Source organism: Rhizobium sp. N731, from assembly GCF_001664145.1.
Lineage (GTDB): Bacteria > Pseudomonadota > Alphaproteobacteria > Rhizobiales > Rhizobiaceae > Rhizobium > Rhizobium esperanzae.
On the sequence record NZ_CP013602.1, the window covers coordinates 21,657 to 47,766 of the forward strand.

General features: G+C 61.5%; 22 protein-coding genes. 12 read left to right on the forward strand and 10 right to left on the reverse strand.

The annotated features are described in order from the left end of the window. Window positions 1-46: 46 nt before the first annotated feature. Both AMK02_RS21075 and glpK read left to right on the forward strand, forming a co-directional pair. Entirely contained in the window at window positions 47-1,771 is a 1,725-nt protein-coding gene (locus AMK02_RS21075) for an ABC transporter substrate-binding protein (protein WP_064806469.1), read from the forward strand. Window positions 1,772-1,922: 151 nt separating this feature from the next. Then, complete coding sequence (gene glpK / locus AMK02_RS21080) at window positions 1,923-3,425, forward strand: glycerol kinase GlpK (protein WP_064806470.1); 1,503 nt, start codon at window positions 1,923-1,925, stop codon at window positions 3,423-3,425. Window positions 3,426-3,527: 102 nt separating this feature from the next. On the opposite strand, the gene AMK02_RS21085 is transcribed toward glpK, so the two are convergent. The 5 genes from AMK02_RS21085 to AMK02_RS21105 all read right to left on the reverse strand — a co-directional run bounded on the left by AMK02_RS21085 (window position 3,528) and on the right by AMK02_RS21105 (window position 9,183). After that, window positions 3,528-4,373 (reverse strand): alanine--tRNA ligase-related protein, encoded by an 846-nt coding sequence (locus AMK02_RS21085; protein ID WP_189637029.1) that lies wholly within the window; start codon window positions 4,371-4,373, stop codon window positions 3,528-3,530. A 145-nt stretch (window positions 4,374-4,518) separates the two neighbouring features. Further along, window positions 4,519-5,505 (reverse strand): 4-hydroxythreonine-4-phosphate dehydrogenase PdxA, encoded by a 987-nt coding sequence (gene pdxA / locus AMK02_RS21090; protein WP_064806474.1) that lies wholly within the window; start codon window positions 5,503-5,505, stop codon window positions 4,519-4,521. 83 nt (window positions 5,506-5,588) lie between these two features. Then, window positions 5,589-6,722, reverse strand: coding sequence for an iron-containing alcohol dehydrogenase (locus AMK02_RS21095; RefSeq protein ID WP_064806476.1), 1,134 nt, complete (start codon window positions 6,720-6,722; stop codon window positions 5,589-5,591). A gap of 354 nt (window positions 6,723-7,076) precedes the next feature. Continuing rightward, a complete protein-coding gene (locus tag AMK02_RS21100) occupies window positions 7,077-8,264 on the reverse strand; it encodes a sialidase family protein (protein WP_064806478.1) in 1,188 nt (395 codons plus the stop codon). A 13-nt stretch (window positions 8,265-8,277) separates the two neighbouring features. After that, window positions 8,278-9,183, reverse strand: coding sequence for a dihydrodipicolinate synthase family protein (locus AMK02_RS21105; RefSeq protein ID WP_064806480.1), 906 nt, complete (start codon window positions 9,181-9,183; stop codon window positions 8,278-8,280). A gap of 324 nt (window positions 9,184-9,507) precedes the next feature. Between AMK02_RS21105 and AMK02_RS21110 the strand changes: the two genes are divergently transcribed. The 7 genes from AMK02_RS21110 (at window position 9,508) to AMK02_RS21140 (ending at window position 17,141) form a co-directional block, all read left to right on the forward strand. Continuing rightward, window positions 9,508-11,145, forward strand: a complete 1,638-nt coding sequence (locus AMK02_RS21110) for an ABC transporter substrate-binding protein (protein WP_064806482.1) — start codon at window positions 9,508-9,510, stop codon at window positions 11,143-11,145. Between the two features lie 124 nt (window positions 11,146-11,269). Then, window positions 11,270-12,226, forward strand: a complete 957-nt coding sequence (locus AMK02_RS21115; protein WP_029531769.1) for an ABC transporter permease — start codon at window positions 11,270-11,272, stop codon at window positions 12,224-12,226. A 2-nt stretch (window positions 12,227-12,228) separates the two neighbouring features. Continuing rightward, a complete protein-coding gene (locus tag AMK02_RS21120) occupies window positions 12,229-13,188 on the forward strand; it encodes an ABC transporter permease (RefSeq protein WP_064806484.1) in 960 nt (319 codons plus the stop codon). Next, window positions 13,185-14,192 carry an ABC transporter ATP-binding protein gene (locus AMK02_RS21125; protein WP_064806486.1) on the forward strand — a complete coding sequence of 336 codons (1,008 nt, stop codon included), beginning with the start codon at window positions 13,185-13,187 and terminating at the stop codon, window positions 14,190-14,192. The genes AMK02_RS21120 and AMK02_RS21125 overlap by 4 nt, the downstream gene beginning before the upstream one ends. Beyond that, a complete protein-coding gene (locus AMK02_RS21130; RefSeq protein ID WP_064806488.1) occupies window positions 14,192-15,184 on the forward strand; it encodes an ABC transporter ATP-binding protein in 993 nt (330 codons plus the stop codon). The genes AMK02_RS21125 and AMK02_RS21130 overlap by 1 nt, the downstream gene beginning before the upstream one ends. Continuing rightward, window positions 15,181-16,245: a four-carbon acid sugar kinase family protein gene (locus tag AMK02_RS21135; RefSeq protein WP_064806490.1), complete on the forward strand. Its 1,065-nt coding sequence runs from the start codon at window positions 15,181-15,183 to the stop codon at window positions 16,243-16,245. The genes AMK02_RS21130 and AMK02_RS21135 overlap by 4 nt, the downstream gene beginning before the upstream one ends. 131 nt (window positions 16,246-16,376) lie before the next feature. Beyond that, entirely contained in the window at window positions 16,377-17,141 is a 765-nt protein-coding gene (locus tag AMK02_RS21140) for a FadR/GntR family transcriptional regulator (RefSeq protein ID WP_064806492.1), read from the forward strand. 84 nt (window positions 17,142-17,225) lie between these two features. On the opposite strand, the gene AMK02_RS21145 is transcribed toward AMK02_RS21140, so the two are convergent. The 4 genes from AMK02_RS21145 to AMK02_RS21160 all read right to left on the reverse strand — a co-directional run bounded on the left by AMK02_RS21145 (window position 17,226) and on the right by AMK02_RS21160 (window position 22,181). Further along, window positions 17,226-19,010 carry a thiamine pyrophosphate-requiring protein gene (locus AMK02_RS21145; RefSeq protein ID WP_064806494.1) on the reverse strand — a complete coding sequence of 595 codons (1,785 nt, stop codon included), beginning with the start codon at window positions 19,008-19,010 and terminating at the stop codon, window positions 17,226-17,228. 98 nt (window positions 19,011-19,108) lie between these two features. After that, window positions 19,109-19,516 (reverse strand): DUF2934 domain-containing protein, encoded by a 408-nt coding sequence (locus tag AMK02_RS21150; protein ID WP_082929701.1) that lies wholly within the window; start codon window positions 19,514-19,516, stop codon window positions 19,109-19,111. Window positions 19,517-19,567: 51 nt separating this feature from the next. Beyond that, a complete protein-coding gene (locus AMK02_RS21155; protein WP_064806496.1) occupies window positions 19,568-20,095 on the reverse strand; it encodes a DUF4142 domain-containing protein in 528 nt (175 codons plus the stop codon). A gap of 103 nt (window positions 20,096-20,198) precedes the next feature. Then, window positions 20,199-22,181 (reverse strand): protein-L-isoaspartate(D-aspartate) O-methyltransferase, encoded by a 1,983-nt coding sequence (locus AMK02_RS21160; RefSeq protein ID WP_064806498.1) that lies wholly within the window; start codon window positions 22,179-22,181, stop codon window positions 20,199-20,201. Window positions 22,182-22,530: 349 nt separating this feature from the next. On the opposite strand from AMK02_RS21160, the gene AMK02_RS21165 reads away from it, so the two are divergent. From AMK02_RS21165 to AMK02_RS21175, 3 genes are all read left to right on the forward strand, one after another. Further along, on the forward strand, window positions 22,531-24,429 hold the full coding sequence (locus AMK02_RS21165; RefSeq protein WP_064806500.1) for an APC family permease: 1,899 nt from the start codon (window positions 22,531-22,533) through the stop codon (window positions 24,427-24,429). 76 nt (window positions 24,430-24,505) lie between these two features. After that, entirely contained in the window at window positions 24,506-24,751 is a 246-nt protein-coding gene (locus tag AMK02_RS21170; RefSeq protein ID WP_064806502.1) for a hypothetical protein, read from the forward strand. Window positions 24,752-24,783: 32 nt separating this feature from the next. Further along, window positions 24,784-25,047: a hypothetical protein gene (locus AMK02_RS21175; protein ID WP_064806504.1), complete on the forward strand. Its 264-nt coding sequence runs from the start codon at window positions 24,784-24,786 to the stop codon at window positions 25,045-25,047. Between the two features lie 51 nt (window positions 25,048-25,098). On the opposite strand, the gene AMK02_RS21180 is transcribed toward AMK02_RS21175, so the two are convergent. Further along, window positions 25,099-25,899 carry an SDR family NAD(P)-dependent oxidoreductase gene (locus AMK02_RS21180; protein ID WP_064806506.1) on the reverse strand — a complete coding sequence of 267 codons (801 nt, stop codon included), beginning with the start codon at window positions 25,897-25,899 and terminating at the stop codon, window positions 25,099-25,101. Window positions 25,900-26,110: the final 211 nt, after the last annotated feature.

Here is a 26,110-nt window from a genome sequence, read left to right on the forward strand (position 1 = left end):
GGCCGCCTGAGACGTGACTGCAATCGCAAACCCTTGGGAGGATATTATGCGACGGCACTTATTGACGACGACAGCAGGCTTGCTGCTGGCGATGACAGCATCGGCCTATGCCGGCATGGACGAGGCCAAGACGTTCCTCGACAAGGAAGTCGGCGACCTCTCGACGCTTACCCGCGCCGACCAGGAAAAGGAAATGCAGTGGTTCGTTGATGCCGCGAAGCCTTTCGCCGGCATGGACATCAAGGTCGTTTCCGAAACGATCACCACGCATGAATATGAATCGAAGGTGCTGGCTCCGGCCTTCACCGCGATCACGGGCATCAAGATCACCCATGACCTCATCGGCGAAGGCGATGTGGTCGAAAAGCTGCAGACGCAGATGCAGTCGGGCGAAAACATCTACGACGCCTATATCAACGACTCGGACCTGATCGGCACCCATTGGCGCTACCAGCAGGCCCGTTCGCTGACCGACTGGATGGCCAACGAAGGCAAGGATGTCACCAATCCGGGCCTCGACGTCGACGACTTCATCGGCAAGTCGTTCACGACAGCGCCTGATGGCAAGCTCTACCAGCTGCCGGACCAGCAGTTCGCGAACCTCTACTGGTTCCGCTACGACTGGTTCAACGACGAGAAAAACAAGGCGGACTTCAAGGCGAAGTACGGCTACGATCTCGGCGTGCCGGTCAACTGGTCGGCTTATGAGGATATTGCCGAGTTCTTCACCGGCCGCGAGATCGACGGCAAGAAGGTCTATGGCCACATGGACTACGGCAAGAAGGATCCGTCGCTCGGCTGGCGCTTCACCGACGCCTGGCTGTCGATGGCCGGCAATGGCGACAAGGGCATTCCGAACGGCAAGCCGGTCGACGAATGGGGTATCAAGGTCGACGAGAACTCCCGTCCGGTTGGCTCGTGCGTCGCGCGCGGCGGCGACACAAACGGCCCGGCAGCGGTCTATTCCATCCAGAAGTATCTGGACTGGATGAAGGCCTATGCACCGGCCGCCGCTCAGGGCATGACCTTCTCCGAATCCGGACCGGTCCCCTCGCAGGGTGAAGTCGCCCAGCAGATGTTCACCTACACGGCCTTCACGGCCGACTTCGTCAAGGAAGGCCTGCCGGTCGTCAATGCGGACGGCACACCGAAATGGCGTTTTGCCCCGAGCCCGCATGGCGTCTACTGGAAGGACGGCATGAAGCTCGGCTATCAGGATGCCGGCTCCTGGACGCTGATGAAGTCCACGCCTGTCGATCGCGCCAAGGCGGCCTGGCTCTATGCCCAGTTCGTCACTTCCAAGACTGTCGACGTGAAGAAGAGCCACATGGGCCTCACCTTCATCCGCCAGTCGACGCTCGACCATAAGTCCTTCACCGATCGCGCGCCGAAGCTCGGCGGCCTGGTCGAATTCTACCGTTCGCCGGCCCGCCTTCAGTGGTCGCCGACCGGTACGAACGTTCCTGACTATCCGAAGCTCGCGCAGCTGTGGTGGCAGGCAATCGGTGATGCCTCTTCCGGCGCCAAGACGGCGCAGGAAGCGATGGACTCGCTTTGCTCCGAGCAGGAAAAGGTGATGCAGCGCCTCGAACGCGCCAAGGTCCAGGGCGATATCGGCCCGAAACTGGCCGAAGAGCATGATCTCGCTTATTGGAACGCGGATGCGGTGAAGAAGGGCAACCTGGCACCGCAGCTGAAGATCGAGAACGAGAAGGAAAAGCCGCTTACCGTCAACTACGACGAACTCGTCAAGAGCTGGCAGAAGAAGTAAGGCGGACCCGGCCGGAGGCGACGGGGCCTCCGGCCATCATTTCCTGCCGCCGGCAGCAAGCCGGTGGCACCCCACAATCTTTCTCTCATCAAACCCGGCGTCCTGCCGCTGAGCGGCGGGCTGAGCGGTTTCGTGCGAGCCGGAGACGGATATGAGCGGCTATATTCTTTCGATCGACCAGGGCACGACGTCTTCACGCGCCATCATCTTCGATGGCGACATGAAAATGGCCGGCTCGGCGCAGGCGGAGATCACCCAATATTATCCGCAGCCCGGATGGGTGGAGCATGACGCCGCCGAAATCTGGCAGTCCGTCCTTAATACAGTGCGCAAGGCGATCGCCGATGCCGGCATCGACGCCGCCGTGATCGCGGCGATCGGCATCACCAATCAACGTGAGACGGCGGTCGTCTGGGATCGCAAATCCGGCAGGCCGCTTCACCGCGCGATCGTCTGGCAGGACAGGCGCACGGCCGAAATGTGCGAGAGTCTGAAGGCCGACGGATATGAGAAGCTGTTCAGCGCCAAGACCGGCCTGCTGCTCGACCCCTATTTCTCGGGAACGAAGCTGCGCTGGCTGCTCGACAATGTCGATGGCCTGCGCGAGAAGGCCGAGGCGGGCGAGGTTTGCTTCGGCACGATCGACAGCTGGCTGATCTACAAGCTTACTGATGGTCGCGTGCACGCCACCGATGCGACCAACGCGTCGCGAACGCTGCTCTACAATATCGATGACGGCGCATGGGACGAGGAGCTTCTCGGCATTCTCGGCATTCCCTCAGCCATGCTGCCCGAAGTCAGGGAATGCGCCGATGATTTCGGCCTAGTCGACGAGGCTCTGTTCGGGGCCGCGCTTCCGATCCTCGGTGTCGCCGGCGACCAGCAGGCGGCGGCCGTAGGCAATGCCTGCTTTGACCCCGGCATGATGAAATCCACCTATGGCACCGGCTGCTTCGCTCTGCTGAACACCGGCTTGGACCGTGTTTCCTCCTCCAACCGCATGCTGACGACCATTGCCTGCCGGCTCGACGGCGAGACGACCTATGCGTTGGAAGGCTCCATCTTCATTGCGGGCGCCGCCGTACAATGGCTGCGCGACGGCCTCGGCATCATCAGCCAGGCTTCCGAGGCGGGGGTTCTTGCGACCAAGGCGGACCCTGGCCAGCAGGTCTACATCGTTCCGGCCTTCACCGGCCTCGGCGCGCCCTATTGGGATCCGGGCGCGCGCGGCGCGATCTTCGGCCTGACGCGCAACAGCGGCCCGGCGGAATTTGCCCGCGCCGTGCTCGAGTCCGTCGCCTATCAGACGCTCGACCTGCTGGTGGCGATGAAGAAGGACTGGGGCGCTAACCAGTTGGAAACGGTATTGCGCGTCGATGGCGGCATGGCGGCTTCGGATTGGACGATGCAGTGCCTGGCCGACATCACGGGAAATCCCGTCGACCGCTCGGCGATCCGCGAGACGACGGCGCTGGGCGCCGCCTGGCTCGCCGGCTCGAAAGCCGGTATCTGGCCGGGCAGGCGGGAGTTCGCGCGGGCCTGGGCCTGCGACCGCCGCTTCAATCCCTCGATGGAGGAGGGCGAGCGGCAGGCCAAGATCATCGGTTGGAAGAACGCCGTGTCGCGCATGATTTCGGACACAGCGGCGGGATAGCGCCGGATCGGGTTTGGACTGTCTGACGCAGGCATGTGCCCAGAGGGCGTTCGGCGTATGGCAAGGCCGCCTGTCATCGCCTGTCAGGCGGCCCTATCCTTGTTATTCGCCCATGGTCTCCTGAACGTCGGCGAGATCAATGCCATGGGTGTCAAACCACCAATCCGCACTCATGGCGGAATAGCGGTCACGCAGGCGCAGATATTTAGCGCGAAGCCGCTTCTGGCGCTCGACCTCGTCCTTGAAAAAGGGATGGTCGAGCGCGCCGCCCATTTTATGGATGCGGCGGAGCAATTTGCGCAGAACATATCCCTGCTCCTTGTTGCCCGGCCGATAACCGCTCTCCACGATCGTCATGACCGTTTCGCGCAATGTCTCAAGCGCATCGCTTTGCGGCGTGCCGTTGACGATCATGTTGAGACGCTCCGCGCCGAAGCCGACGTCTATGCAGCTTCCGAGCGGATTGACGATGTTTCCAATCTCGACGCCATCCTTGTAGAACTCGGTGCAGTATCCGGTGATGCTGCCATCGCTCCAAATGCATTCCCGATCTGGAACGACGGGCACGCGCCCGCCATAGAGCGGCGTCCATTCGAGAAGGCAGTCCGGATGGATCGTTACGTGATCCGGCGTGAAGCCCAGCGTTCCCAGAAACGCAAGCCAGAAGTCGATGGCATCGCCGACTGTCATTTCTCTGAAGGAGAAAAGGCCGAGCATGGTGAAGTGGAGAAGATGAGTCCCGTCGCCGATCTCATCGAGGTCGCCCATGCGCAGGCAAGCCTGGCTGTTTGCGACGGTTCCACGATAGGAAGGATCGGAGAAGAGAGATTTGTACCGCTGCATTCCAGCGCTGCAGAAGAGCGTTGTATCGTCGTGCGGCCGTACGGATTCAGTGCGTGTGAAATCGATGCCTTTGGAAAGGCAGAAGTCTTGATAGTGCTGGATCAGGCGTCCCGCGATGACATAGGCAACCTCCTTTGCTGTTCGTGCCTTTCTGCAAGATAGCGCTATCGCACGCCTGCGGCAATCTGCTGGCACCAAAGGCAGAGCATGACGACGCTGTCCTGCATCTGCGCAGCTCAGGATCTTGTAATTACGTCCTCTGCCGCGGCGAGCGGGCCATCAGCCGCGCATAGGCGATCGCCGAGAGCATATTGACGTGATTGGCCTTGCCGGTGCCGGCGATGTCGAAGGCGGTGCCGTGATCGACCGAGACGCGGTCGATCGGCAGGCCGAGCGAGACGTTGACGGCCGTCTCGAAGGCGACGAGCTTGATCGGGATATGGCCCTGATCGTGATACTGGGCAATGACCAGATCAAAGGCGCCGTTATAGGCCCGGGCGAAGACCGTATCGGCGGAGATCGGGCCAACAACGTCTATACCCCTGGCCTGCGCCTGCTCGACGGCCGGCACCAGGAATTCCATGTCCTCGGTGCCGAACAGGCCATTTTCGCCGCAATGCGGATTGAGGCCGGCGACCGCAATGCGCGCCTTCTTGCCGAGGCGCAGGAAATGCCTGTGGCCGGCTTCGATGGTGGCGAGCACCCGCTCGGTCTTGGCGCGTTCGATCGCGCCCTTCAGCGAGATATGGGTCGAGACATGGATGGTGTTCAGCCGCTCGGAAGCAAGCAGCATGAAGGAGCTCTTCGAGCCTGTGAGGTGTGCGAGAAGCCCGGTATGGCCGTCATGGTGATGGCCGGCAAGGTTCATCGCTTCCTTGTTGATCGGGGCGGTGACGATGACATCGGCTTGTCCGGACATGGCGAGATCGACGGCGCGGGTGATGTAGCGCACCGATGCATCGCCGGCGACCGGGCTGATCTTGCCGATTTCGGGCAGGGCGGCGCCGAGCGAGACCTCGTCTACCGCGATCCTGTCGCCGCCGGCGACCTCGGCGGGTCCGAATTTCAGGCCCGAGCCGGTAACGCGATCGGCCCGCTCTAGCGCTTCCACATTGCCCACGATGACGAAATCGCGACGCTCTTCGCTTGGAAGCGCCGCCAAGGCCTTGACGATCACTTCGGGGCCGACGCCGGCGGGATCACCGAGTGTCACGGCGACTTTCGCATTCCTGTCCATCAATCGAGTTCCTTCTGAAACCGTTGCTTAGGTCCGAAGCATGATGTCGTCCGAAAACTGCCCACACTTTTCGGCACCATGCTTTAAAAGGCGGCCGCGTAAATTGAGCGAATGTCGGCGCGGGTGAGATCGCGCGGATTGTTGTCGAGCAGTCGGCGAATGGCAAAGGCGTCGTCGGCCATCGCGTCAAGATCGCTTTCCGGCACGCCCAGACCGGAGAGCTTCATTTCGATGCCGAGTTCGGCGCAGAAAGCGTAAGCCGCATCGAAGACGGAGGCGAAATTTTCCGCGGTTTCGTAGCCGAGCGCCGCCATTACCGCTTTCGTCTTCTCCGCGGCTGCCGGCGCGTTGAAGGCGAGAACATGCGGGAAGATCAGAGCATTCGCGGCACCGTGCGCCACGTGCCAGCGCGTGCCCAGAGGGTAGGCGAGAGCATGGCCGCCGGCGGTATTGACCGGGCCGAGACAGAAGCCGCCGTAAAGCGAGGCGAGCGCGAGACCGGCGCGCGCCTCCGCGTCGTTGCCGTCCTTGACGGCACGGGCAAGATACCTGCCGACGAGCCGCGTTCCCTCGATCGCATAGATGTCGACCATCGGATGGGCTTTGCGGTTTGTGAAGGCCTCGACACAATGGGCCATGGCGTCGACGCCGGTTGCGGCGGTGGTGCGCGCCGGCACGCTGAAGGTCAGCGCCGGATCGACGACGGCGATGTCGGCCAGCATATGCAAGCTTTCAACGGCGAGCTTCGCCATCGTCTTGGGATCGGTGACGAGCGCGCGGATGCCGGCCTCGCTGCCGGTGCCGGAAGTCGTCGGCACCTGGGCGAGCCCGACTTTGCGCGGGCCGTTGACCTTGTTCGGACCGACGACCTCGTGCAGAGTCTGCGTCGAGCCGGCAAGAACGGCGGCGAGCTTTGCCAGATCCATGGCGCTGCCGCCGCCGAAGCCGACGATCAACTCGGCATCGGCCGCGTTGGCCACTGCCAATACGTTGTCGAGATTGGCCGTATCCGGCTCAGGTGTCACCTCGGAAAACACCGTGACCTCGCCCTTCAGTGCCAGCACATCGATGCGCGAAGCGTTGAACGCATCCGAGATCACAAGCGTGCGCCTGTAGCTTTTTTCGGCAGCCCATCCGCCGAGCTTTCCCGCTGTGCCGATGCCGAACTCGATCAAATGCGGCCGAACTATCGTGATTGGCGAACCCAAGCTGGCCATGAACCAGTCCTCCCTGCGGATCTTGCGGCAACAGTGTCGTCTTCTTTAATGTAAAGTTGTAATGTCAATGTCAAGTCGGCATTCCCGAGAGCTGAAAATTTTGTCGCCTGATATCGGAAGGTTGAAGCTCTCACGCGGAGAGAATACATATAAACATTAGACAAATCTGGGAGTTATCGGATCTCCCTCGCTGAACTCCAATAGCCCACGCAGGCCGAACCTGCCTGTCGTATGTTCGAGGAGCCAGCCGAACTTGTTATCAAGCTCAAGACGTTCGGCCGGCCGAAGCCATTGAAACCCGCGTCCTTCTCCTTCTTCGGACGCAGATTTACAATTGGTCGGTCGCCGCTTCGCTTACGGCAAGGATTGCGGGGCGAGGCGCACATATTTGATGGCCCGCCGATAGTATGTGTAGGCGATATGGAGTGTACCGTCGCCGCCTTGGACGATCGACGGATAGGAGAATTCGCGGTTCAGCGAATCCTTGGAATTGTTACTGAGGCAGAAGCCGTCGCCGGTATCGAGATCCATGCGATGCGGAAAGCTCTCGCCGCCATCCCGCGATATCGCAAGGCTCAGTGGCGCACGCGGCACACCCCAGACCGCCTTGCGGCCGATAACGGCAACGACGGCGGCCGTTTCTCCAGCCCCGTCGCCTCCGATTTCGTCATAGAGAGACTGGCGCCGCGCATCCGACATGGCTGCATTCGAATGATTGTAAACCATTGCAATCGCTCCATCATCCAGGACCGTGGCCTGGATCGAGGAATTGTTGTTCGGCAGGTCCGTGGGCTCGGGAGCGCTCCACGTCCTGCCGCCGTCGTTCGACCGGCTGGAAAGAACGGTCTCGGCGAAACGGTTGCGGTAGAAGGCGATCATCTCGTCGCCGCCGAGCGGGAGGATGTTCATGTGCACGGCGCCGATGCTGTCGGGAACGTCGTTCATCTGCCAGCTCGCGCCACCATCGCGCGAGATCAGTACCGCTGCCGTATCGGCGTCGCCGCTCCAGCGCCGGCCGTCGAGGCCGACACAGCGGAAGATCGGCAGCAGCCATTCGCCTCTGTCGTTCACGACGATCGGCTGGCGAACGAAGGTGCCGGCGCTGTCGCAGAGGATACGGACCGTGCCGAACGTCCGGCCACCGTCATCGGAGATCCGGCATTTGACAACGGAACCATCCTGATTGCCCGAGGTCTGCGAGGTAAAAAGCAGCCATGTCTTTCGGTCAGGAGCATTGAAAATCAAAGGGTTCTGCTCGGATTTTTCCGGATCGTCGCTCATCTTTTCCGGTTCCGACCAGCGGTCGGCGCCCGGCGCCAGCCGCGACATGTAAATCGAAATGTCGCCCATGCCCTCCATCGTGCCGCCGAACCAGACGCAGCTCAGCGTGCCGTCGGGCAGAAAGGCGAGATTGGCTGCATGGTTCTGGATGCACGGCGAGGGCAGATAGGCGGCCGCGCGACCCTCGACAGCGGGGTGAGGGGTGATGGCCCCGGTCATCAGGGCTGGAACGGCTTCGGGGGGCAGGCCGGTAGAGCGCATGGCGGGGGTCTCCTCAGGGCAGCTTGGCGTAGCTCTCGGCGAGTGCGGCATAATCAGCTTCGCCGAGCGGCATCAACGGTGCGCGGGTGCGCTTCCAGGCGGGATTGCCTGTCTTCAGCCCGACCATCGCCTTGATGGTCGGGATTTGGACGTACGAGTTGGATAGTGTGCGGTAGGCGTTGATGCGCGCCTGCGCCGCCTCGATTTCGCCGGCGCGCCTCTCGTCATGGACATGGTCGTAGACCGTGCGCAGCGAACTGGCCACGAGATTGGAGGTGGCCGTGATGCAGCCCGCGCCGCCGGCTTTCAAGAGCGGCAGCAGCAGGGGATCGGCGCCGGCCAGGACGGAAAAACCGGGATAGGCGGCGATAATGGCCTGCATGTTATTGAAATCTCCAGCAGATTCCTTGATGCCGACGACGGTTTCCGGGAAGGCGGCAATCAGTCGGCCGATCAGCGGAATGGAGAGCGGCACACCCGAGACCTGCGGAATATGATAGAGGATGACCTGTAGCCGCGTGTCGGCGACTTTCTCCAGCACCTGCGAATAGGCGGCAAAGAGGCCGTCGTCTGAGACGCCCTTGTAGTAGAAGGGCGGCAGCATCACCACCTTGGTGACGCCGAGCGACAGGGCGTGCCGGGTCAGTTCGACGGTCTCCGGAATGGCGACGACGCCCGTTCCCGGCAGCAGCTTGTCGGCAGGAATGCCGGCCTCCAGCGCCGCTTCCAGAATGGCGCGCCGCTCGCCTCCGGAAAAGGAATTGGCCTCACCCGTCGTGCCGAGCAGGGCCACGCCATGACATCCCTCGGCCAGCAGCCGGCGGCAATGATCGGTCAAAAGGCCGAGATCCGGCGTATTGTCTGCGGTCAGCGGCGTTGCGGCCGCGCTGAAAACGCCTGTAATCCTGTGATGGCTCATTCCGCCCTCCCTTCGGCGCGCTTGTCTTGCCGATCCGTCGAACCGTCCGACACCACATGCGATTGTCATTTGTCTGTGGCGATGGAATGCAAAGAACTTTTCCATCGCGGTGCTTTTGTCAAGAAGACAAAATGAGTGACTCCGGGGGCGGAAAATTATCTAGCTGTAATTACAGCGTTATTTTTATCAGATAATTTTCGTCGGATTAAAATCGCGTTTTTTTGTTGACATATTTACAATAACGAGGGAACGATATGACAGGGATTATGCTGCGCCTGGGAGGGTGCAGGGAGAGTGCTGCCGAATTAATCGTGGGAGGAATGCATGTCTTTTGATCAATCTGACAAAACCAATCTATCACGTCGCAATGCGTTGAAACTCGGCCTCGCCGCCGGCGTCGGCCTTACCGTCTTCGGGATGAATGCCCGCATAGTGCTGGCGGACGAGGGCCAAGTCCTGAAAGTCGCGCATCCGGCTTTCGACCAGGACTGGTCGCCGCTGCGCGGTGGCGGCAGGACCTTCCGCTGGAACTCGATCTGGTGGGCTTCTCCGATGTATTTCGACAGTCAGGGCAATATCAAGCCCTACGTCTTCACCAGCTGGGAATCGGCCGACAATACCGTCTGGACCTTCAAGATCGACCCGAAGGCCGTCTTCTCCGACGGCAGCAAGATCACCTCGGCCGACGTCAAGGGATCGTGGGAAGTCGCCTCGATGCCGAACACCAAGAGCCAGCGCGCCGACCAGGTGCTGAGCAAGGTCAAGGGCTACGCCGAAATCGCCGCCGGCTCGGGCAACGAACTAACCGGGGTCGCGACGCCCGACGAGGGGACGGTGGTCGTGACGCTCGTCGCCGCCGATCCGATCTTCTTCATGCGTCTCGCAAATCACATCGCACCGATCACCAAGGCGTCGCAGTCGCGCGGCAGCGACGGCGAGGAAATCATCGACTGGTACAAGCCGGAGAACAAGCCGGTTTTCTCCGGCCCGTTCAAGCTGACGAGCATCGATATCGATGCCGGCAAGATCACCTTCGAGCCAAATGAGAAATTCTTCGGGCCGAAGCCCAAGCTTGCCCGCATCGACATCACCTCGATCGAGGACAATGTCACTGCGACGTCGCTGATCAAGTCGGGCGAGTTCAACGCCCATACCGAGCTCGTCACCTCGACGATCATTCAGGATCTCGGCCCGGAATTCTCGGCCGGCCCGCTGATCCCGACCAGCCAGCACTTCTGGTTCAACACTTCCCGCGCGCCGATGGACGATCCGAAGGTGCGCCAGGCGCTGATCATGGCGGTCGATCGCGACGGCCTGTTCAAGGCGTCCTATCCGGATGGCCCCCACAAGAAGGCCGACCAGATCCTCAACTCGGTGCCCGGCGCCGACAATTCCGGCTTCGAGCCTTTTCCCTATGATCCGGCAGCCGCCAAGAAGCTGCTTGCCGAATCGAGCTATGGCGGGCCCGAGCGCCTGCCGAAGCTCCTCTTCGTCGGCATCTCGGCGCCGGCCATTCAGGCGGCCGCCCAGTTCATCGCCGAGCAGTGGCGCCAGAACCTCGGTATCACGGCCGTCGACATGAAGCCGCAGCAGGACGCCTATGCCGGTCCGGATCAGAACTCGGTCCAGATCTTCCGCGACGACGTCGGCACCCGTGTTCCAGACGCCGTTTCCTATCTGGCGGGCAGCATCGCCTCGACCTCGTCGAACGCGCAGAACAAGCTCGGCGGATACAAGAACGACAAGGTCGACAGCGCCCTTGCCGAAGCGGCGACCAAGGCTGCGGACGATCCGCAGCGCGTTACTCTCGCCCAGCAAGCCCAGAAGGCGTTCCGCGAGGATTGGGCCTTCATTCCATGGTATTCTCAGGCGATGTCGCGCTGGGCCATCAAGGAGGTCAAGGGCATGGAGAAGAACCTCGACTGGCAGATCGCCGAACCCTGGAACATCTCCATCGGCTGATTGGGAATTATCGTTCCTGGCAATAAACGCGCGAAGGCTGCAAGGCCTTCGCGCAAGTTTCAAGACGAAGAGATGCGATCTGGCTTCAGGGGTGGACCGCATCGACAACAGGTGGGAGGTGGCCTTGCTGCGCTACGTGCTAACCCGGTTCGCCATCTGGATTCCGTCCGTTCTCGTGGTGATGCTGGCCGTCTACGCGCTGGCTTTCTACGGCGCCGGCGATCCGATCAAGCTCATCTTCCTGCGCGCGCCGGGCGACGTCGCCTATAATCCGCAGCGCATCGAGGCCATCCGTGAAAGTGCAGGCCTCAACAGGCCCTTCATCGAACAGTTCGGCCTTTACATCTGGAACCTGCTGCACGGCCAGTTCGGCAATTCGCTGACATCGGGCCGCGCCGTCTGGGCGATGGTCTCGGCTGCCGCCCCGGTCTCGTTCCAGCTTGCCCTCTGCGCCATCATCCTGACGGCTGTCGTCGCGATCCCGCTCGGCATGATCGCCGCGCTGAACCAGAATTCGCGCCTCGACTATGCCATTCTGGGCTCGGCGCTCTTCCTCTGGGCGATACCCGCTTATGTCGCCGGTCCGCTGCTGATGGTCGGCCTCATCGTGCTTTTGCCGGGCACGAGCGTGCCTTATGGCTGGGGCGGCGTCTTCGATGTCCGCATCCTGCTGCCGCTGCTCGTGCTTTCCTTCCAGCCGATTGCGCTGATCGTGCGCCAGACGCGCGCCGCCGTCATCGAAGTGCTGTCGGAGGATTTCGTCCGCACGGCGCGCGCCAAGGGTGTGCCGGAGATCATCGTGGCGCTGCGCCATATTCTGCGGCCGGTGCTGACGCCTGTGGTGACGCAGCTCGGCCTGATCATGATCACCATCGTCAACGGGGCGATCTTCGTCGAGCTGGTGTTCGGCCTGCCGGGCCTCGGCCGGCTGACGGTGCAGGCGCTGATCAATTCCGATTATCCCGTCATTCTGGCAATCACGCTGATCGGATCGTTCCTGGTGATGGTGTCGAACCTCCTGGTGGACGTGCTCTATCCGTTGCTCGATCCGCGCGCCAATGATTCAAGAAGGAGCCGCTGACCATGTCCGCAATCCCTCTTTCCACCCCCGAAACCATCGAGGAGCCGCCGGTCAGCCTGTGGCGCGACGCCTGGCATCGGCTGCGGCGCAACAAGCTCGCCGTCTTCGGCCTCATCGTCGTCCTGATCCTTGCCTTCACGGCGATCCTCGGGCCTTATCTCACGCCCTATGATTATCTCAGCCAGGATCTCAACGCCCGCAACGCGCTGCCGTCGATGAGCCATCTCTTCGGAACCGATGACCTCGGCCGCGATGTCTTCAGCCGCGTCGTCTTCGGCACGCGGACCGCGTTCCTCGTCGCCGTCATCGTCACCTTCTTCGCGGTGCTGATCGGCCTGACGCTTGGTGCGGTCGCCGGCTTCTTCGGCAATCCCTTCGACCGCGCCATCATGTGGCTGACCGACGTGACGATGTCCGTCCCCAACCTGCTGCTCGTCGTCGTCATCAACGCGTCGCTGAAATCGCCGATCACCCGGTGGATGGAGGCGCGCTACCTCGAGACCCTCAATCCCTTCTACCGCCAGACCATCTGGGTGGATTTCATCCTCGTCTTCGGGTCGATGGCGCTGATCTCCTGGCCGCCCTACGCCCGTCTGGTGCGCGCCCAGGTGTTGTCGATCCGCAGCCGGCCCTATATCACCGCGGCCCAGGCGCTCGGCCTGTCGAACTGGGTGATCATCAAGCGCTATGTCGTGTCGAATGCGCTTGGTCCGCTGATCGTCTCGGTCAGCGCCGGTCTCGGCACGGCGATGGTGCTGGAAAGCGCCTTCAGCTTCCTCGGGGTCGGGGTCAATCCGCCGACGCCGAGCTGGGGCAACATGATCTCGGACGGTCTTCGCGTCTGGCAGCATTATCCGCATCTTCTCGCCGCTCCGGCGGCCGTGCTCGGCCTTGCCTCGGTTGCCTTCAGCTTCCTCGGCGACGGCCTCAACGACGCGCTCAATCCGCGGGGCAGCAAATGATGGACACGCAAAACAGAGAACGCCTGCTCGATGTCAGGGGCCTCACGGTCGAGATCGACGGCCGCAATGGGCCGGCCGTCGTCGTCGACGGCATCGATCTCCATGTCGACAAGGGCGAGACCCTTGGCGTCGTCGGCGAATCCGGCTGCGGCAAGAGCCTCACCATGCTGAGCCTGATGCGGCTCCTGCCGAACAAGATCAAGGTCGCCAAGGGAACGGCCACCTTCGACGGCCGCGACCTGCAGACGATGTCGAACAGCGAGCTGCGCAAGGTGCGCGGCGGCGATATCGGCTTCGTCTTCCAGGACCCGATGACCTCGCTCAATCCCGTCATGCGCGTCGGCGACCAGATCTGCGAGCCGCTGATCTATCATCGCAAGACGAAGAAGGCGGAAGCCCGCGCTCGCGCTGTCGAGCTTCTACGTCTGGTCGGTATTCCTGGTCCCGAAGAGCGCCTGCAGGCCTTTCCGCACGAACTATCAGGCGGCATGCGCCAGCGGGTGATGATCGCCATCGGCCTCGCCTGCAATCCGAAGCTCCTGATCGCCGACGAGCCGACGACGGCGCTCGACGTCACCATCCAGGCCCAGATCGTCGATCTGGTGAAGGATCTCAGAGCCAAGCTCGGCATGTCCGTCGTCTGGATCACCCATGATCTGGCGCTGATTGCCGGTCTCGTCGATCGCGTCGCCGTGCTCTACGCCGGCACGGTCGTCGAGGATGCGCCGGTGGACGAGCTCTATGCTCGTCCCAGCCATCCCTATACGCGCGGCCTGCTCTCCTCTATCCCGAAACTGTCGGATCCGCCGGCAAGCCGGCTGAGCTCGATCGGCGGCACCCCGCCGGAGCCCGGCCGCCGGCCGAAGGGCTGCCCCTTTGCGCCGCGCTGCCCGCTCGTCGAGGCGATCTGTCACGAGCAGGTGCCGCGGCTCGAACCCTTGAGCGGCAGCAGCAACCATCGCGCCGCCTGTTTCGTCGTGCAGAGAATGCAGGAGGCCGCGTGATGGCTGCTCAACCGCTGCTCAAGGTCGAAAACCTGGTCAAGCATTTCCACGTCAAGCTCGGCGCTTTCGGCGAACGCTCGGCAACCGTCTATGCGCTCGATAATGTCGATCTCGACATCATGGAAGGCGAGACGCTCAGCCTCGTCGGCGAATCCGGCTGCGGCAAATCGACGACCGGCTTCACCATCCTCAACCTCTATAAGGCGACCAGCGGCAGCGTGGTCTACAAGGGCCAGGACCTCGCCACGCTCGATGAGAAGCAGATGCGGCCTTTCCGCCGCGATCTGCAGATCGTCTTCCAGGATCCCTATTCGACGCTCAATCCACGCATGACGGTGGGCGAGGCGATCGGCGAGCCGATCCTGTTTCACAGGCTCTGCACCAAGGCCGAACTCAAGGAGAAGGTGGCGGCGCTGCTCACCGATGTCGGCCTGCCCACGCGCTTCGCCCAGCGTTACCCGCACGAGCTTTCCGGCGGCCAGCGCCAGCGCGTCGTCATCGCCCGCGCGCTCGCCTGCCAGCCGAAATTCATCGTCTGCGACGAGGCAATTTCGGCGCTCGACGTGTCGATCCAGGCGCAGATCATCAACCTCCTGCTCGATCTGCAAGAAAAATACGGCCTGACCTATCTCTTCATCGCCCATGATCTTGCGGTGGTGCGCCATATCAGCACCCGTGTCGGCGTCATGTATCTGGGGCGGCTCGCCGAGCTTGCGACCCGGGAGGAGCTCTTCGACAATCCGCTGCATCCCTATACCAGGGCGCTGCTGTCGGCCGTTCCGGAGACCGATCCGGAACTGGAGCGCACCCGCCAGCGCCAGATCCTGCAGGGCGACGTGCCGAGCCCGCTGAACCCGCCGTCCGGCTGCCGTTTCCACACGCGCTGCCCGATCGCCATGGATGTCTGCAGCAAGGTCATCCCCGCCTGGAAGGAAGCCAGGCCCGGTCATCTCGTTGCGTGCCACGCCGTCAATACGGAGCAAATCGCATGATCCTGAAGGCTGCGATCATTGCCGACGATCTGACCGGTGCGCTCGATACCGGCACACCCTTCGTCGAAGCCGGCCTTTCGGTGGCCGTCGCCATCGATATAGAGGCGGCGCAGGAGGCGGTCGCCACCGGCTGCGATGTCGTCGTCATCAACACCGCCTCCCGCGCACTGGACGAGCGCGAAGCCGCCGAAAGAGTACACTCGGCGGCGGCGGTCTTTCGTGGCGAGAAGCCTGCGGTCGTCATGAAGAAGATCGATTCCCGGCTGAAAGGCAATGTCGCGGCGGAAAGCATGGCGCTGGCGAAGGTCTTCGACCTCAAGACCATCCTCGTCGCGCCCGCCATTCCCGATCAGGAGCGGTTGACCTACCGGGGCTGTGTCGTCGGCCGCGGCGTCAACCGGCCGCTGCCGATCGCTGAGCTGTTCAAAACCGGCGCGGACCGCGTTGTCGTTGCCGATGCCGAGGACGATGCCGATCTTGACCAGATCGCCGAGGGGCATGACTGGCAGACGACCCTTGCGGTCGGCGCCCGGGGTCTCGGCGCCGCACTTGCGCGCCACCTCGGCGAGGCAGGTCAATCGATCGGGAGGGAATTTGCAGCGAGCCCGCGGACCCTGTTTGCCTTCGGCTCGCGCGATCCGATCACTGCCGCTCAGATGAACCGGCTTGAAAGCACGGGCGCCTTGCGCATGGTGGTGGACGCGCCAATGGGCGAGATCGAATGTGGAGAGGGCCTGGCGCTGCCGGTGCTGTTGCGTTGCACAGGCGATATGGCAGCCGATGCGGGGCTCGTCGCCTGCAACTTTGCGGCAGGTGTTAAGGCCGTCATCGACGACACGAGGCCTGATATGCTGATGGTCGGCGGTGGCGATACGGCTCTTGCCGTTTTCCGCACATTGGGCGTGAGGGTTTTGGCGCCCAAGGGCGAGATCGAGGCTGGCATTCCCTGGTTCGATGTCACGGCCGCCGATGGCCGGCGTTTTCGGTGCGCCGTCAAGTCGGGGGGCTTCGGCAAGCCCGATAGTCTGCTAAAGCTGGTTCTTCGGAATCAGGCGGCATAGAACAGGACGATTTAGGCCAACCAGCCTAAATCGTCCTGTTCTAAATTCTGGAGTGAGAGCATGATGTCGTCCGAAAACCGCTCACACTTTTCGGCATCATGCTCTAGTAAGATACCGTCGGGGAGAATGACGTGGTTGAAGCGAATGGCGAATCTTTGAACGCGGAAACCGGCCCGCCGGGCAAGCCCGAACGCGGCAAGGCCGTCAAGCTGGTGGATCGTGTCTTCGACCAGTTGCTCGAGCGGATTCGTGGCGGAAATTATCCGCCGGATTCACGCCTTCCCGGCGAACATGAACTTGCCTCGATGCTGGGTGTTTCCCGGCCGATCGTCCGCGATGCGCTGGCGCGCCTGCGTGATCAGGGCATGGTCTATGCCCGACAGGGGGCCGGCACCTTCGTCAGTGCGCATGGATCGCCGACAACGCAGCTTGCCTATTCGCCGGTCAAGACGATTGCCGATATTCAGCGCTGCTACGAGTTTCGTCTGACCATCGAGCCAGCCGCGGCCTATTTCGCCGCCAAACGCCGCAATGAGCAGGCGATCCAGAAGATCGCCAGCGCCCTTGCCGATCTGCGCGAAGCGACCAGCCATCAGCTGCACCGCACCGACGCCGATTTCATCTTCCATCGCGCGGTGACGGAGGCAGCCAACAATCACTATTACACGGCCTCGATCGATGCGCTGAAAGCGCATATCGCCGTCGGCATGCACCTTCATGGTCTTTCCTTGCTCGGTCCCCGCCAGGGGCTGGAACAGGTCTATGAGGAGCACAACGCCATCTACAAGGCGATCGCCGATGGCCGGGCTGATGATGCGCAACGGCTGATGAAGGCACATCTCGAAGGCTCCCGGGACCGGCTGTTCGAAGGCAGGGTGCTCGACCTGTCCTTTTGAACCTTGTCGCCGAGCCTCATACGGGCATCAGATGTCATTCCCCAGTCCGAGCCGCTTTAGTGATATTTTGAAGCGGTAATGAGGTTATCGTCGCAAAAGAATGCCGGCAAAGAGCTGGCGGAAAGTACCGGCAATGACACCCTCCTGATGCGGATCCCCCGTCATTAAGGCCGAGGTGAGATTTCGCATCTGCTCGAAGGTGATGTGCGGCGGCAGCGGCGGCACTTCCGGGTCGGTCTTCACCTCGAGGATGACGGGGCAACCGGCGGTCAGGGCTGCTTCCCATGCGGCGCCGAGCCTATCCGGCTGGTCGACGAAAATGCCGCGCAATCCGATGAGATCGGCGAACTTGTGATAGGCTATGTCGGGAATAGATTGAGACGCGTTGAATTTGGGATCGCCCTCCATCACTCGCTGCTCCCACGTCACCTGGTTCAGATCCTGGTTGTTGAAGACGCAGATGACGAAAGTCGGATCGGCCCAGCTCTTCCAGTATTTGGCAACGGTGATCATCTCGGCGAGATTATTCATCTGCATGGCGCCGTCGCCGACCAGGCCGACGACGGGGCGATCGGAATGAGCGAATTTGGCGGCGATCGCGTAAGGGACGGCAGCTCCCATCGATGCCAGGCCACCGGAAAGCGATGCCTTCATGCCGCGGCGCATCTTCAGGTCCCGGGCATACCAGTTTGCGCAGGAGCCGGAATCGCTGGTGACGACGGCGTTTGCCGGCAGCCGCGGCGAAAGTTCGGTGACGACGCGCTGCGGATTGACCGGATTGGCGTCGACATGGGCGCGCTCGTCCAGGGTCTTCCACCAGGAGGCGACGTCTTTCTCGATCGTTTGCCGCCAGCTGGTATCAGGATTTTCCCACAAGAGAGGCAGCAGCGCGCTGAGCGTTTCGGCCGCATCACCGGTCAAGTTGAGCTCCATCGGATAGCGCAGCGACAGCATGTCGGGATTGATGTCGATCTGCACGCCGCGCGCCCGGCCTTCTTCCGGCAGGAATTCGGAGTAGGGAAAACCGGAACCAATCATCAACAGGGTGTCGCAGTCGCGCATGAGGTTCCATGAGGGCTCTGTCCCGAGCAGGCCGATCGAACCCGTCACCCATGGCAGGTCATCCGGCAGCGCGGCCTTGCCGAGCAGGGCTTTGGCAGCGCCCGCCTGCAGGCGATCCGCAACGGCAACGACCTCGTCCGTTGCGTTGAGCGCGCCGGCGCCGACGAGGATCGCCACTTTCTTTCCCGCGTTCAGAATATCGGCCGCAGCCTGAAGATCGTCTCCATGCGGAAAGACCCGCGGCGGGTGGTAACCCGGTCCCGAATGCACGGTTCCATGCTTTCGCGCTGGCTCCTCATAGGGCATTTCCTGCAGATCGTTCGGCAGAATGATCGCTGTCACCGTCCGGTTTGCGAGCGCGATGCGAACCGCGCGGTCGATCAGATGGCGCACCTGCGCCGGAGCGGAAGCCTGCTGCACGAAATCGCTCGCGACGTCCTTGAAGAGGGCGGCAAGGTCGAGCTCCTGCTGGTAATGTCCGCCGAGGGCATGGCGCGCCTGTTGGCCGACGATGGCGAGAACCGGCTGGTGGTCCATGCGAGCGTCGTAAAGACCGGTGATCAGATGGGTGGCACCAGGTCCCGAGGTTGCAATGCAGACGCCGAGTTCGCCTGAGAACTTCGCATAGGCGGCTGCCATGAAAGCCGCCATTTCCTCGTGTCGCGCCTGGATGAACTCCATCTTGTCGGATGCGCGATGGAGCGCCCCGAAGACGCCGTTGATGCCGTCGCCAGGATAGCCAAACAGACGCCGCACCCCCCATTCGCCAAGCCGTGCCACAAGAAAATCGCCGACAGTTTTCGCCATGGATGCTGTTCTCCTGGGATCGTGTGGGATGTGCTGGAAGCGGATCTACTCCGGATCAAGCCGCAGTTTCGGCGCCGGGCCAACCGGTGCGGTCTGCTTCAGCTGTGGATTTGATACCCGAGGCGGCCCCATGACGGATTCCATTCGACGTCCTCGACAAGTTCGACGAAGACGGGCTGGCCGCTATTGCCTCTATGGGACTCCGCCAGTTTGAATGCCGCCTCGGGCTCCATTTCCTCGCCGGGATAGACCGTGTCATCCAGGTCGGTCTCCGCGACCTTGCGGACATATCCCCGGATCTGGTCACCCGATCGATAAAGTTTAATGATCAGCGACCCTGCCGGCGCCGCGCCACGGGAATATCGCATATATTCCCGACCATCCTCGGCCGGCTCGACCGTATCGTCACCCGCTCGATACCAATGTGCGAGGTCCTGACCTTCCGGGCGTCCCTCGCTCTCCCAAATCCGGTAGGCGCGGGTTCTTCTTGTCTCCTCATCGATCATTCTTGCCTCCCGGCGGGCCTCATGATCACCTTGACCATGCGGTCTTGCCGCTTACTTGTTGAGCTCTTTGGCCATCTGCAGATGATGTTCCAGACCGGGGCGCGTGCTTGCCGCCCATGCCTTCAGTTCGGGATTGTCCCCTTCGTCGCCATAGCGCTTGAAGAGATCGACCGCGTCCTCATGGGCAGATTCCTGGTCGGAGTGATATTGCTTGTTGAAATCGGCTCCTTGCAGGCCGTTCAGCTTGTCGAGCATGCTTTGCTGATCCGACGTCATGGCGCTCGGAAGCGTCGCCTTGACCTTGCCGCCGGAAACCAGCGCCTTGAGTTCCTCGCTGGTCTTCTGGTGGTCGGTGAGCATCTGCTGCGCGAAGGCCTTCGTCGCATCGTCGCCACGCTCGGTCGCAAGCTTGCTGGAGGCGATTTCGAATATGTCGCTTGCGGCTGCTTCCTTGACGAAATCTTCCGTTTTCGGCGGCACACCGATTAGGGAATTGACCCCGCTTTTTTCGGCAGCCGATTGCGCGAAGGCCGGGACAGCAAGCGAGAGGGCAAGCGAAGCGATAACAAAGCGTTTCATAAGGATCTCCTGGGTTGGTGATCGCCAAACTTGCGGACAGGCGCAGAGTTCCCGCCTTATCGCGTTGTTGATGATCGCTGTTCGTTCGACAGCGGCCGGGGCTTTAGAGCCCAAAGGGAAAAGTTTCTGGATCCGATGTACCGGACTCCGGTGCCATGAGCGGTGAAAGCGCCCGGGTTTCATCGAACCAGAGAAATGCATCATATTGCCGCGACAGCGATGTCGACATGTAATGGCTCAGCCGTTCCGTTTCCGGCCGGTAGATGACGCCGATGAAGCGCTGAAGCCGCTGGTCGACGAGGCTTGCATGCAATTCCTCATCGGCCGCGAGGTCGAGGAGAAATCGCGGCTTTCCGGAATCGTGACAGAGACGCTCATAGCTTTGCGGCAGGGACGGATTGACTCGCTTCTTCTCGGCCTGTCCATCCCAGTCGTTTGCCGCAATCACCTCGCCGGAATGCGTTCCCAGTCCAATGAGGCTGGTCATTCCATCGAAACGCTGCCGGCACAACTGGCCAAGGTTCAGTTCGTCGCGGGCGGCTGCCATATCGGTATAGCGGGCATCGCCGATATGCGAGTTGTGCGCCCATATGATGATCTTTGCCGTCGGACCGTGGAAATCGAGGAGGTGCTCGACGGTATCGGCCATGTAGGTGTCGCGGAGATTCCAGGCTTGAGAACCGCCGTAGTACATGATCCGGTAATACCGCTCGGCTGCGGCAAGCAACCGCGCCGACTGGGCGGCGTTCAGAAAGTCATGACCGTCTGAGGCGGCATCATCCAGGGATCGCGCCAGCAGCTCCGTGCATTGCTTCAGCACCGCCTCCTCGCATGACCTATAGGCATCGGTAAGCACGGCCCGGCCATAAGTCGCCGGATCGCTCTGCCAAGGATTGAGGCAGCCGTAGCGTTCCCTGGCAATCTCGGCGGTTTCCGGGCTGACATTTTCGAGATAGTCGAGGACGGAGCGGATCGATCCCGACATGTTGTAGAGATCCAGGCCGTAGAACCGGACCGGATCGGCATGTAAAGCCTTGCGACGCTCGTTATCCCCCTTCAGCCAGCCGAGGAATCGCGAAAATTCCAGGTTCCGCCACATCCACTTGGGAAAACGGCTGAACGGCTGATCGCCTTTCGACGGCTGGCCGTTTATCCAGCGGTCGATCGCCGCGGCGTCCGGCCAATCCGCTTCGACCGCCACCATATTAAACCCGTGATGTTCGATCAGGTGACGGCTGATGGCAGCGCGCGCCTCGTAGAACTCGGCCGTGCCATGGGTGGATTCACCAAGCAGAACGATGCGGCTTTCGCCAAATCGATCGAAAAGGGCGGCAAAGCTCCGGTCGTCGACCGAGGGAAATTCTTCCGCCACGGCCGCGATGAGTTCGTAAGGCGTTTCCTCCATGCGCGATGACGAGGCTGCCGCCGTGTACATCGGATGTGCGGCAGTCCAGGCATCCTCGCCGATCAGGGGCACGAAGAAGACGCCGCCGAGATCCTCCTCCTCGAAGGTGGTTGCACCGGTGCGCGTGATGCGTTTCAGGCGCTGCTCGTCACCTCGGCCGACCGGGATAACGAGCCGCCCACCAAGATCCAGCTGCTCCTTCAAGGCGGCCGGCACTTCGGGTGCGCCCGCCGAAACGATAATGGCATCGAAGGGAGCGGCTTTGGCCCAGCCCTTGCTGCCGTCGCCCACTCGCACGTCGATGTTGCGGTATCCGAGCTTCTCGAATCGCTCCCGAGCCTGAACCGCCAGCCTTTCATGCCGTTCAATGGAATAGACGTGTTTTGCGATCCGGCTGATGAGGGCCGAGGCGTAGCCGGAACCGGTTCCGACCTCCAGAACCTTGTCGCCAGCGTCCAGATCGGCTTTTTCGATCATCAGTGCGACGATGTACGGCTGCGAAATTGTCTGCCCCTCGCCGATCGATAACGGCGCATCCTCATAGGCGAATTCCTCGAAACCAGGATCGACGAATTTTTCGCGCGGCACCATCCGCATCGCCCTGGTGACGCCTCGATCGCGAATGCCGCGACGCATGACATGATGTTCCACCATGTGGTCTCGGATGCGGGTCATATCCATGGGTCACCTCCAGTCTCGGGGAGAACAGCTGAAAGCAGGTGGTTGTTCCCCGGCAATGCGGCCATGTCCTTGGTAGGGCTCGTTTGCGGCCATGGCTTGCGGGTTCAACCGGATCGCAGCGCCCGTCAGCACGGCTGATATCAGCCGCGCGTCGTAGATGGTCGAGCACAATACTGCACGCAAGGCCGATTGTTCCGCACAACTCGTGAGTTTGCAATTTCTGAGCGGATGCGATCGGCGGCAAAGGGGACGGGCCAGCTGCCTGGGTCTTTCTATGCCCTTGGCTCCGGGAACCCGAGCGGCCGCTGGTTGTTGGTTATCGCCCCAGCCCCCGGATAAGGAATAAAAATTGAACCTCAGCACCCTCCTGTTCGGTCGGCGTCTCGCCAATCGCGAGCACGAAGACAAGAAGATCGGTTGGATAGAAGCCGTGCCCGCCATGGGGCTCGATGGCCTCGGCTCATCATCCTACGGGCCGGAGGCAGCGCTCACCATCCTCATTCCACTCGGCGCGCTCGGCGTTGTCTATATCGGCCCGGTGATCTTCTGTATCGTCGCTCTGCTGGGGATCCTCTATTTCTCCTACCGGCAGACGCTCGCCGCTTACCCGACGAATGGCGGCGCCTATGTGGTGGCGAAGGAGAATCTCGGAGAATATCCGAGCCTGCTTGCCGCCGCGGCGTTGATGATCGATTACGTCCTGAATGTCGCGGTCGGCGTTTCGGCAGGGGTTGGGGCACTCGTCTCGGTGGTGCCGAGCCTTCACCCCTACATTCTGCCCCTCTGCCTTGGCATCGTCCTCCTCGTTATGCTGGCCAATTTACGAGGAACGGGAGAGGCCGGCTGGCTATTCGCATTGCCGACCTACCTCTTCATCATCTGCTTCCTGGGCGCCATCGGCTATGGGCTAGCCGGGATCGTTCTGGCGGAGAAACCTGCACCCGTCGTCCTGCCGCCTCCGCTCGGTCTGGCAGCACAAGGCGCGACGATATGGATTCTCATGCATGCATTTGCCAGCGGTTGCACGGCGATGACCGGGGTTGAAGCCGTTTCCAACGGGATGGGTTCGTTTCGGCAACCGGTCATGCGCAACGCCTACATCACCCTCACGATTATCGTCGTCATTCTCACTTTGTTGCTCGGCGGCATCGCAACCATCGCCACCGTCTTCGAGATCGGCGCAATGGATCAGACGAAGGAAGGATACCAGAGCGTGCTGTCGCAGTTGATTGCCGCCGTCGCCGGCCGTGGCGCCTTCTACTATATCGCAATGGCAAGCCTTCTCAGCGTCCTTTGCCTCTCGGCCAATACCAGCTTTGTCGGTTTTCCGCGTCTCTGCCAGATGGTCGCTGCCGACGGCTACCTGCCTAAGGCGTTCGCTCAGCCGGGGCGCCGGCTGGTGTTTAGCGCCGGCATCCTCTTCCTTTCCGGCTTCGCCGCACTGCTTCTGATCGCCTTCGGAGGGATCACCGACCATCTGATCCCGCTCTTTGCAATCGGCGCATTCTCGACGTTCACGATTTCTCAGGCAGGCATGACCGTGCACTGGCGCCGCCAATCCAGAGGATACGCGGCAAAACTGACGATGAACGCCGTCGGTGCGGCAGCGACCGGCGTTGCGCTCGTCATCATCCTGACCGCAAAATTTGCCGAAGGCGCGTGGATCACATTGATTACCGTGCCGCTGACGATCGCCATTCTGAAGTCGATCAAAAACTACTACCGATCGCTTCAGCGCGAATTGCGCAAGCCCGGTCCGATCACCGTCGAAGACGTCGAGCCGCCGACCGTCATCGTTGTCACCGAGACCTGGAACAGATTGAGCGAACGCGCCATCAAGTTTGCCTTGACGATTTCGCCTGATGTGGTCGCCGTCCATTTGATCCGTCTCGGCGGACCGGAGCGGGATGAACGTGAAAACGCGCTTCGCGAGGAATGGCGTGCCGAGGTGGAAGAACCGATCGCTGCGCACGGACTGAAGCCGCCCAGACTCATGTTCATTCCCGCGCCTTATCGGCAACTGCATGAACCGCTCCTGCGACTGATCGAAAAGCTCGATGCCGATAGTCCGGAACGGCGGGTGGCGGTTCTCATCCCCGAAACGGTTAAAGACAAGTGGTGGCAGAAGCTGCTGCATATGAACAGGGCAGGGCGGCTCAGGGCAAAACTGGTCAAGCTCGGCGGGCCTCGTCTGACGGTCGCAACGGTTCCCTGGCGATTATATCGGGAAGAGCAGGAGGCGGGGTAATCGCTCTTTTGCCCGGCCTGTCGGTGGAACTTAGTATAAGGAGCGAAGTTGGACAGTCATCAGCAAAGAGGCGCCAGTGTCCACCAATCCACTTACCAGCGAACCGGTCGAAGATTTCGTCTCTCGTCTTGAGGTGATGACGGACGACGAATTGTTCGTGATCATGAATGATCTGGAAAAAGCGAGCGAGACCGCCAAGGGCGGCGCAGCAGAGGAGGTTCTTGCCCGGATCGCTTTGGCCGAAAGCGAGATCGAACGGCGCTATCCCGGCCGGTTGCTCGCCCCGTATCGCGACTGGAAGCAACGACAACCGCTCCTGTAAGCGCTTGCGATATCATGTGAAAGGAAGCTTCAATGAGCAGTTCTGAGACAACGACGGATCATAAGAAAATCCGCAAATGGGCGGAGGAAAGGGACGGCAGGCCGGCGGCTATCCGGACACGCGGCAAGGGCGGCGTTCTCCGGATCGATTTCGGCGAAAAGGAAGAGGAATTCGACGAGATCGACTGGGACGAATTCTTCAAGATCTTCGACGAAAACAAGCTCGCCTTTCTCTACCAGAACAAGACCAAGGACGGAAAGACGAGCCGCTTCAACAAATTCGTCGAGCGCGACTGAGCGCTCGACCTCATTGCCTTCTGCTCGCTGCCGTGATGACGGCGGCGCCCGCTATTTTGTGCCCGAACCAGGTTTTGCCGCTTTCGAATGCTGATGGGCGAGCACGCTTGCCGGCGTGACATTGGCAACCGCTGCCTGGAGTTTGTTCTTCCAACCGCTCACAACATCGCCTTCGCCGTCCATCATCGCGTCATAGCCGATGCGCGCGACCTCGCCAGCGTCGTCCTTCTTCGACTGACCGAGCGCCGTATCCAGAAGACTGGCGCGCTTGAAGAACTCGGTTTCCGTCGCCCCTGGCATCAGGCAGCTGACGGTGACACCGGACTCCTTCAACTCCTCGCGCAAGGCGAAGGAGAAGCTGTTGATGAAGGCCTTGGTGGCGTTATAGACGGCCTGGTAGGAACCCGGCATGAAACCGGCGATCGAGCCTGTCAGCAGAATGCGGCCTTGGCCGCGGCTGCGCATCTGATTGCCGATCTGATGAATGAGATAAATCGTTCCGGTGATGTTGGTATCGACGACCTTGCGCGCCTCGTTGAAATTCTGATCGAGGAAACCTTCGCCGATGCCGCGGCCGGCATTGGCCATCAACAGATCGACCGAACGGCCGCTGGCGGTGATGCGCTCGGTCAGCCGGTCGACGCCTTCAAGCGTCGAAAGGTCGGCTTCGACAGCATCGACTGACGTGCCGAACGCCTTGAGATCTGCGGCTGCCTGGTTGATCCGCTCCTCGTCGGCGACAACGATGAGATCATAACCGTCCCGGGCCGCACACTTCGCCAGTTCGTAGCCAATGCCGGTGGAGGCGCCGGTGACGACGGCCAGGCCTTTGCCTGATTCATCAGGAGCCATCATATTTCTCCTTAAGGTTTGAGAACATCCGTCCTGCTTGTCGCGAAATGTCTTGTAGAGGGTCGGACCGTCTTCCAGCGGTTCTCCTCGCCGGTCGCCGACGGCGCTTCAACCTCAGCTTCGGAGAAATGTTCCCGGCGATGCAGGGCTTTCATGGTCGCCGCTCATGAGCTGCTTCAGGGGAACCAGGGGCTATGCAGTGAGTTCACTC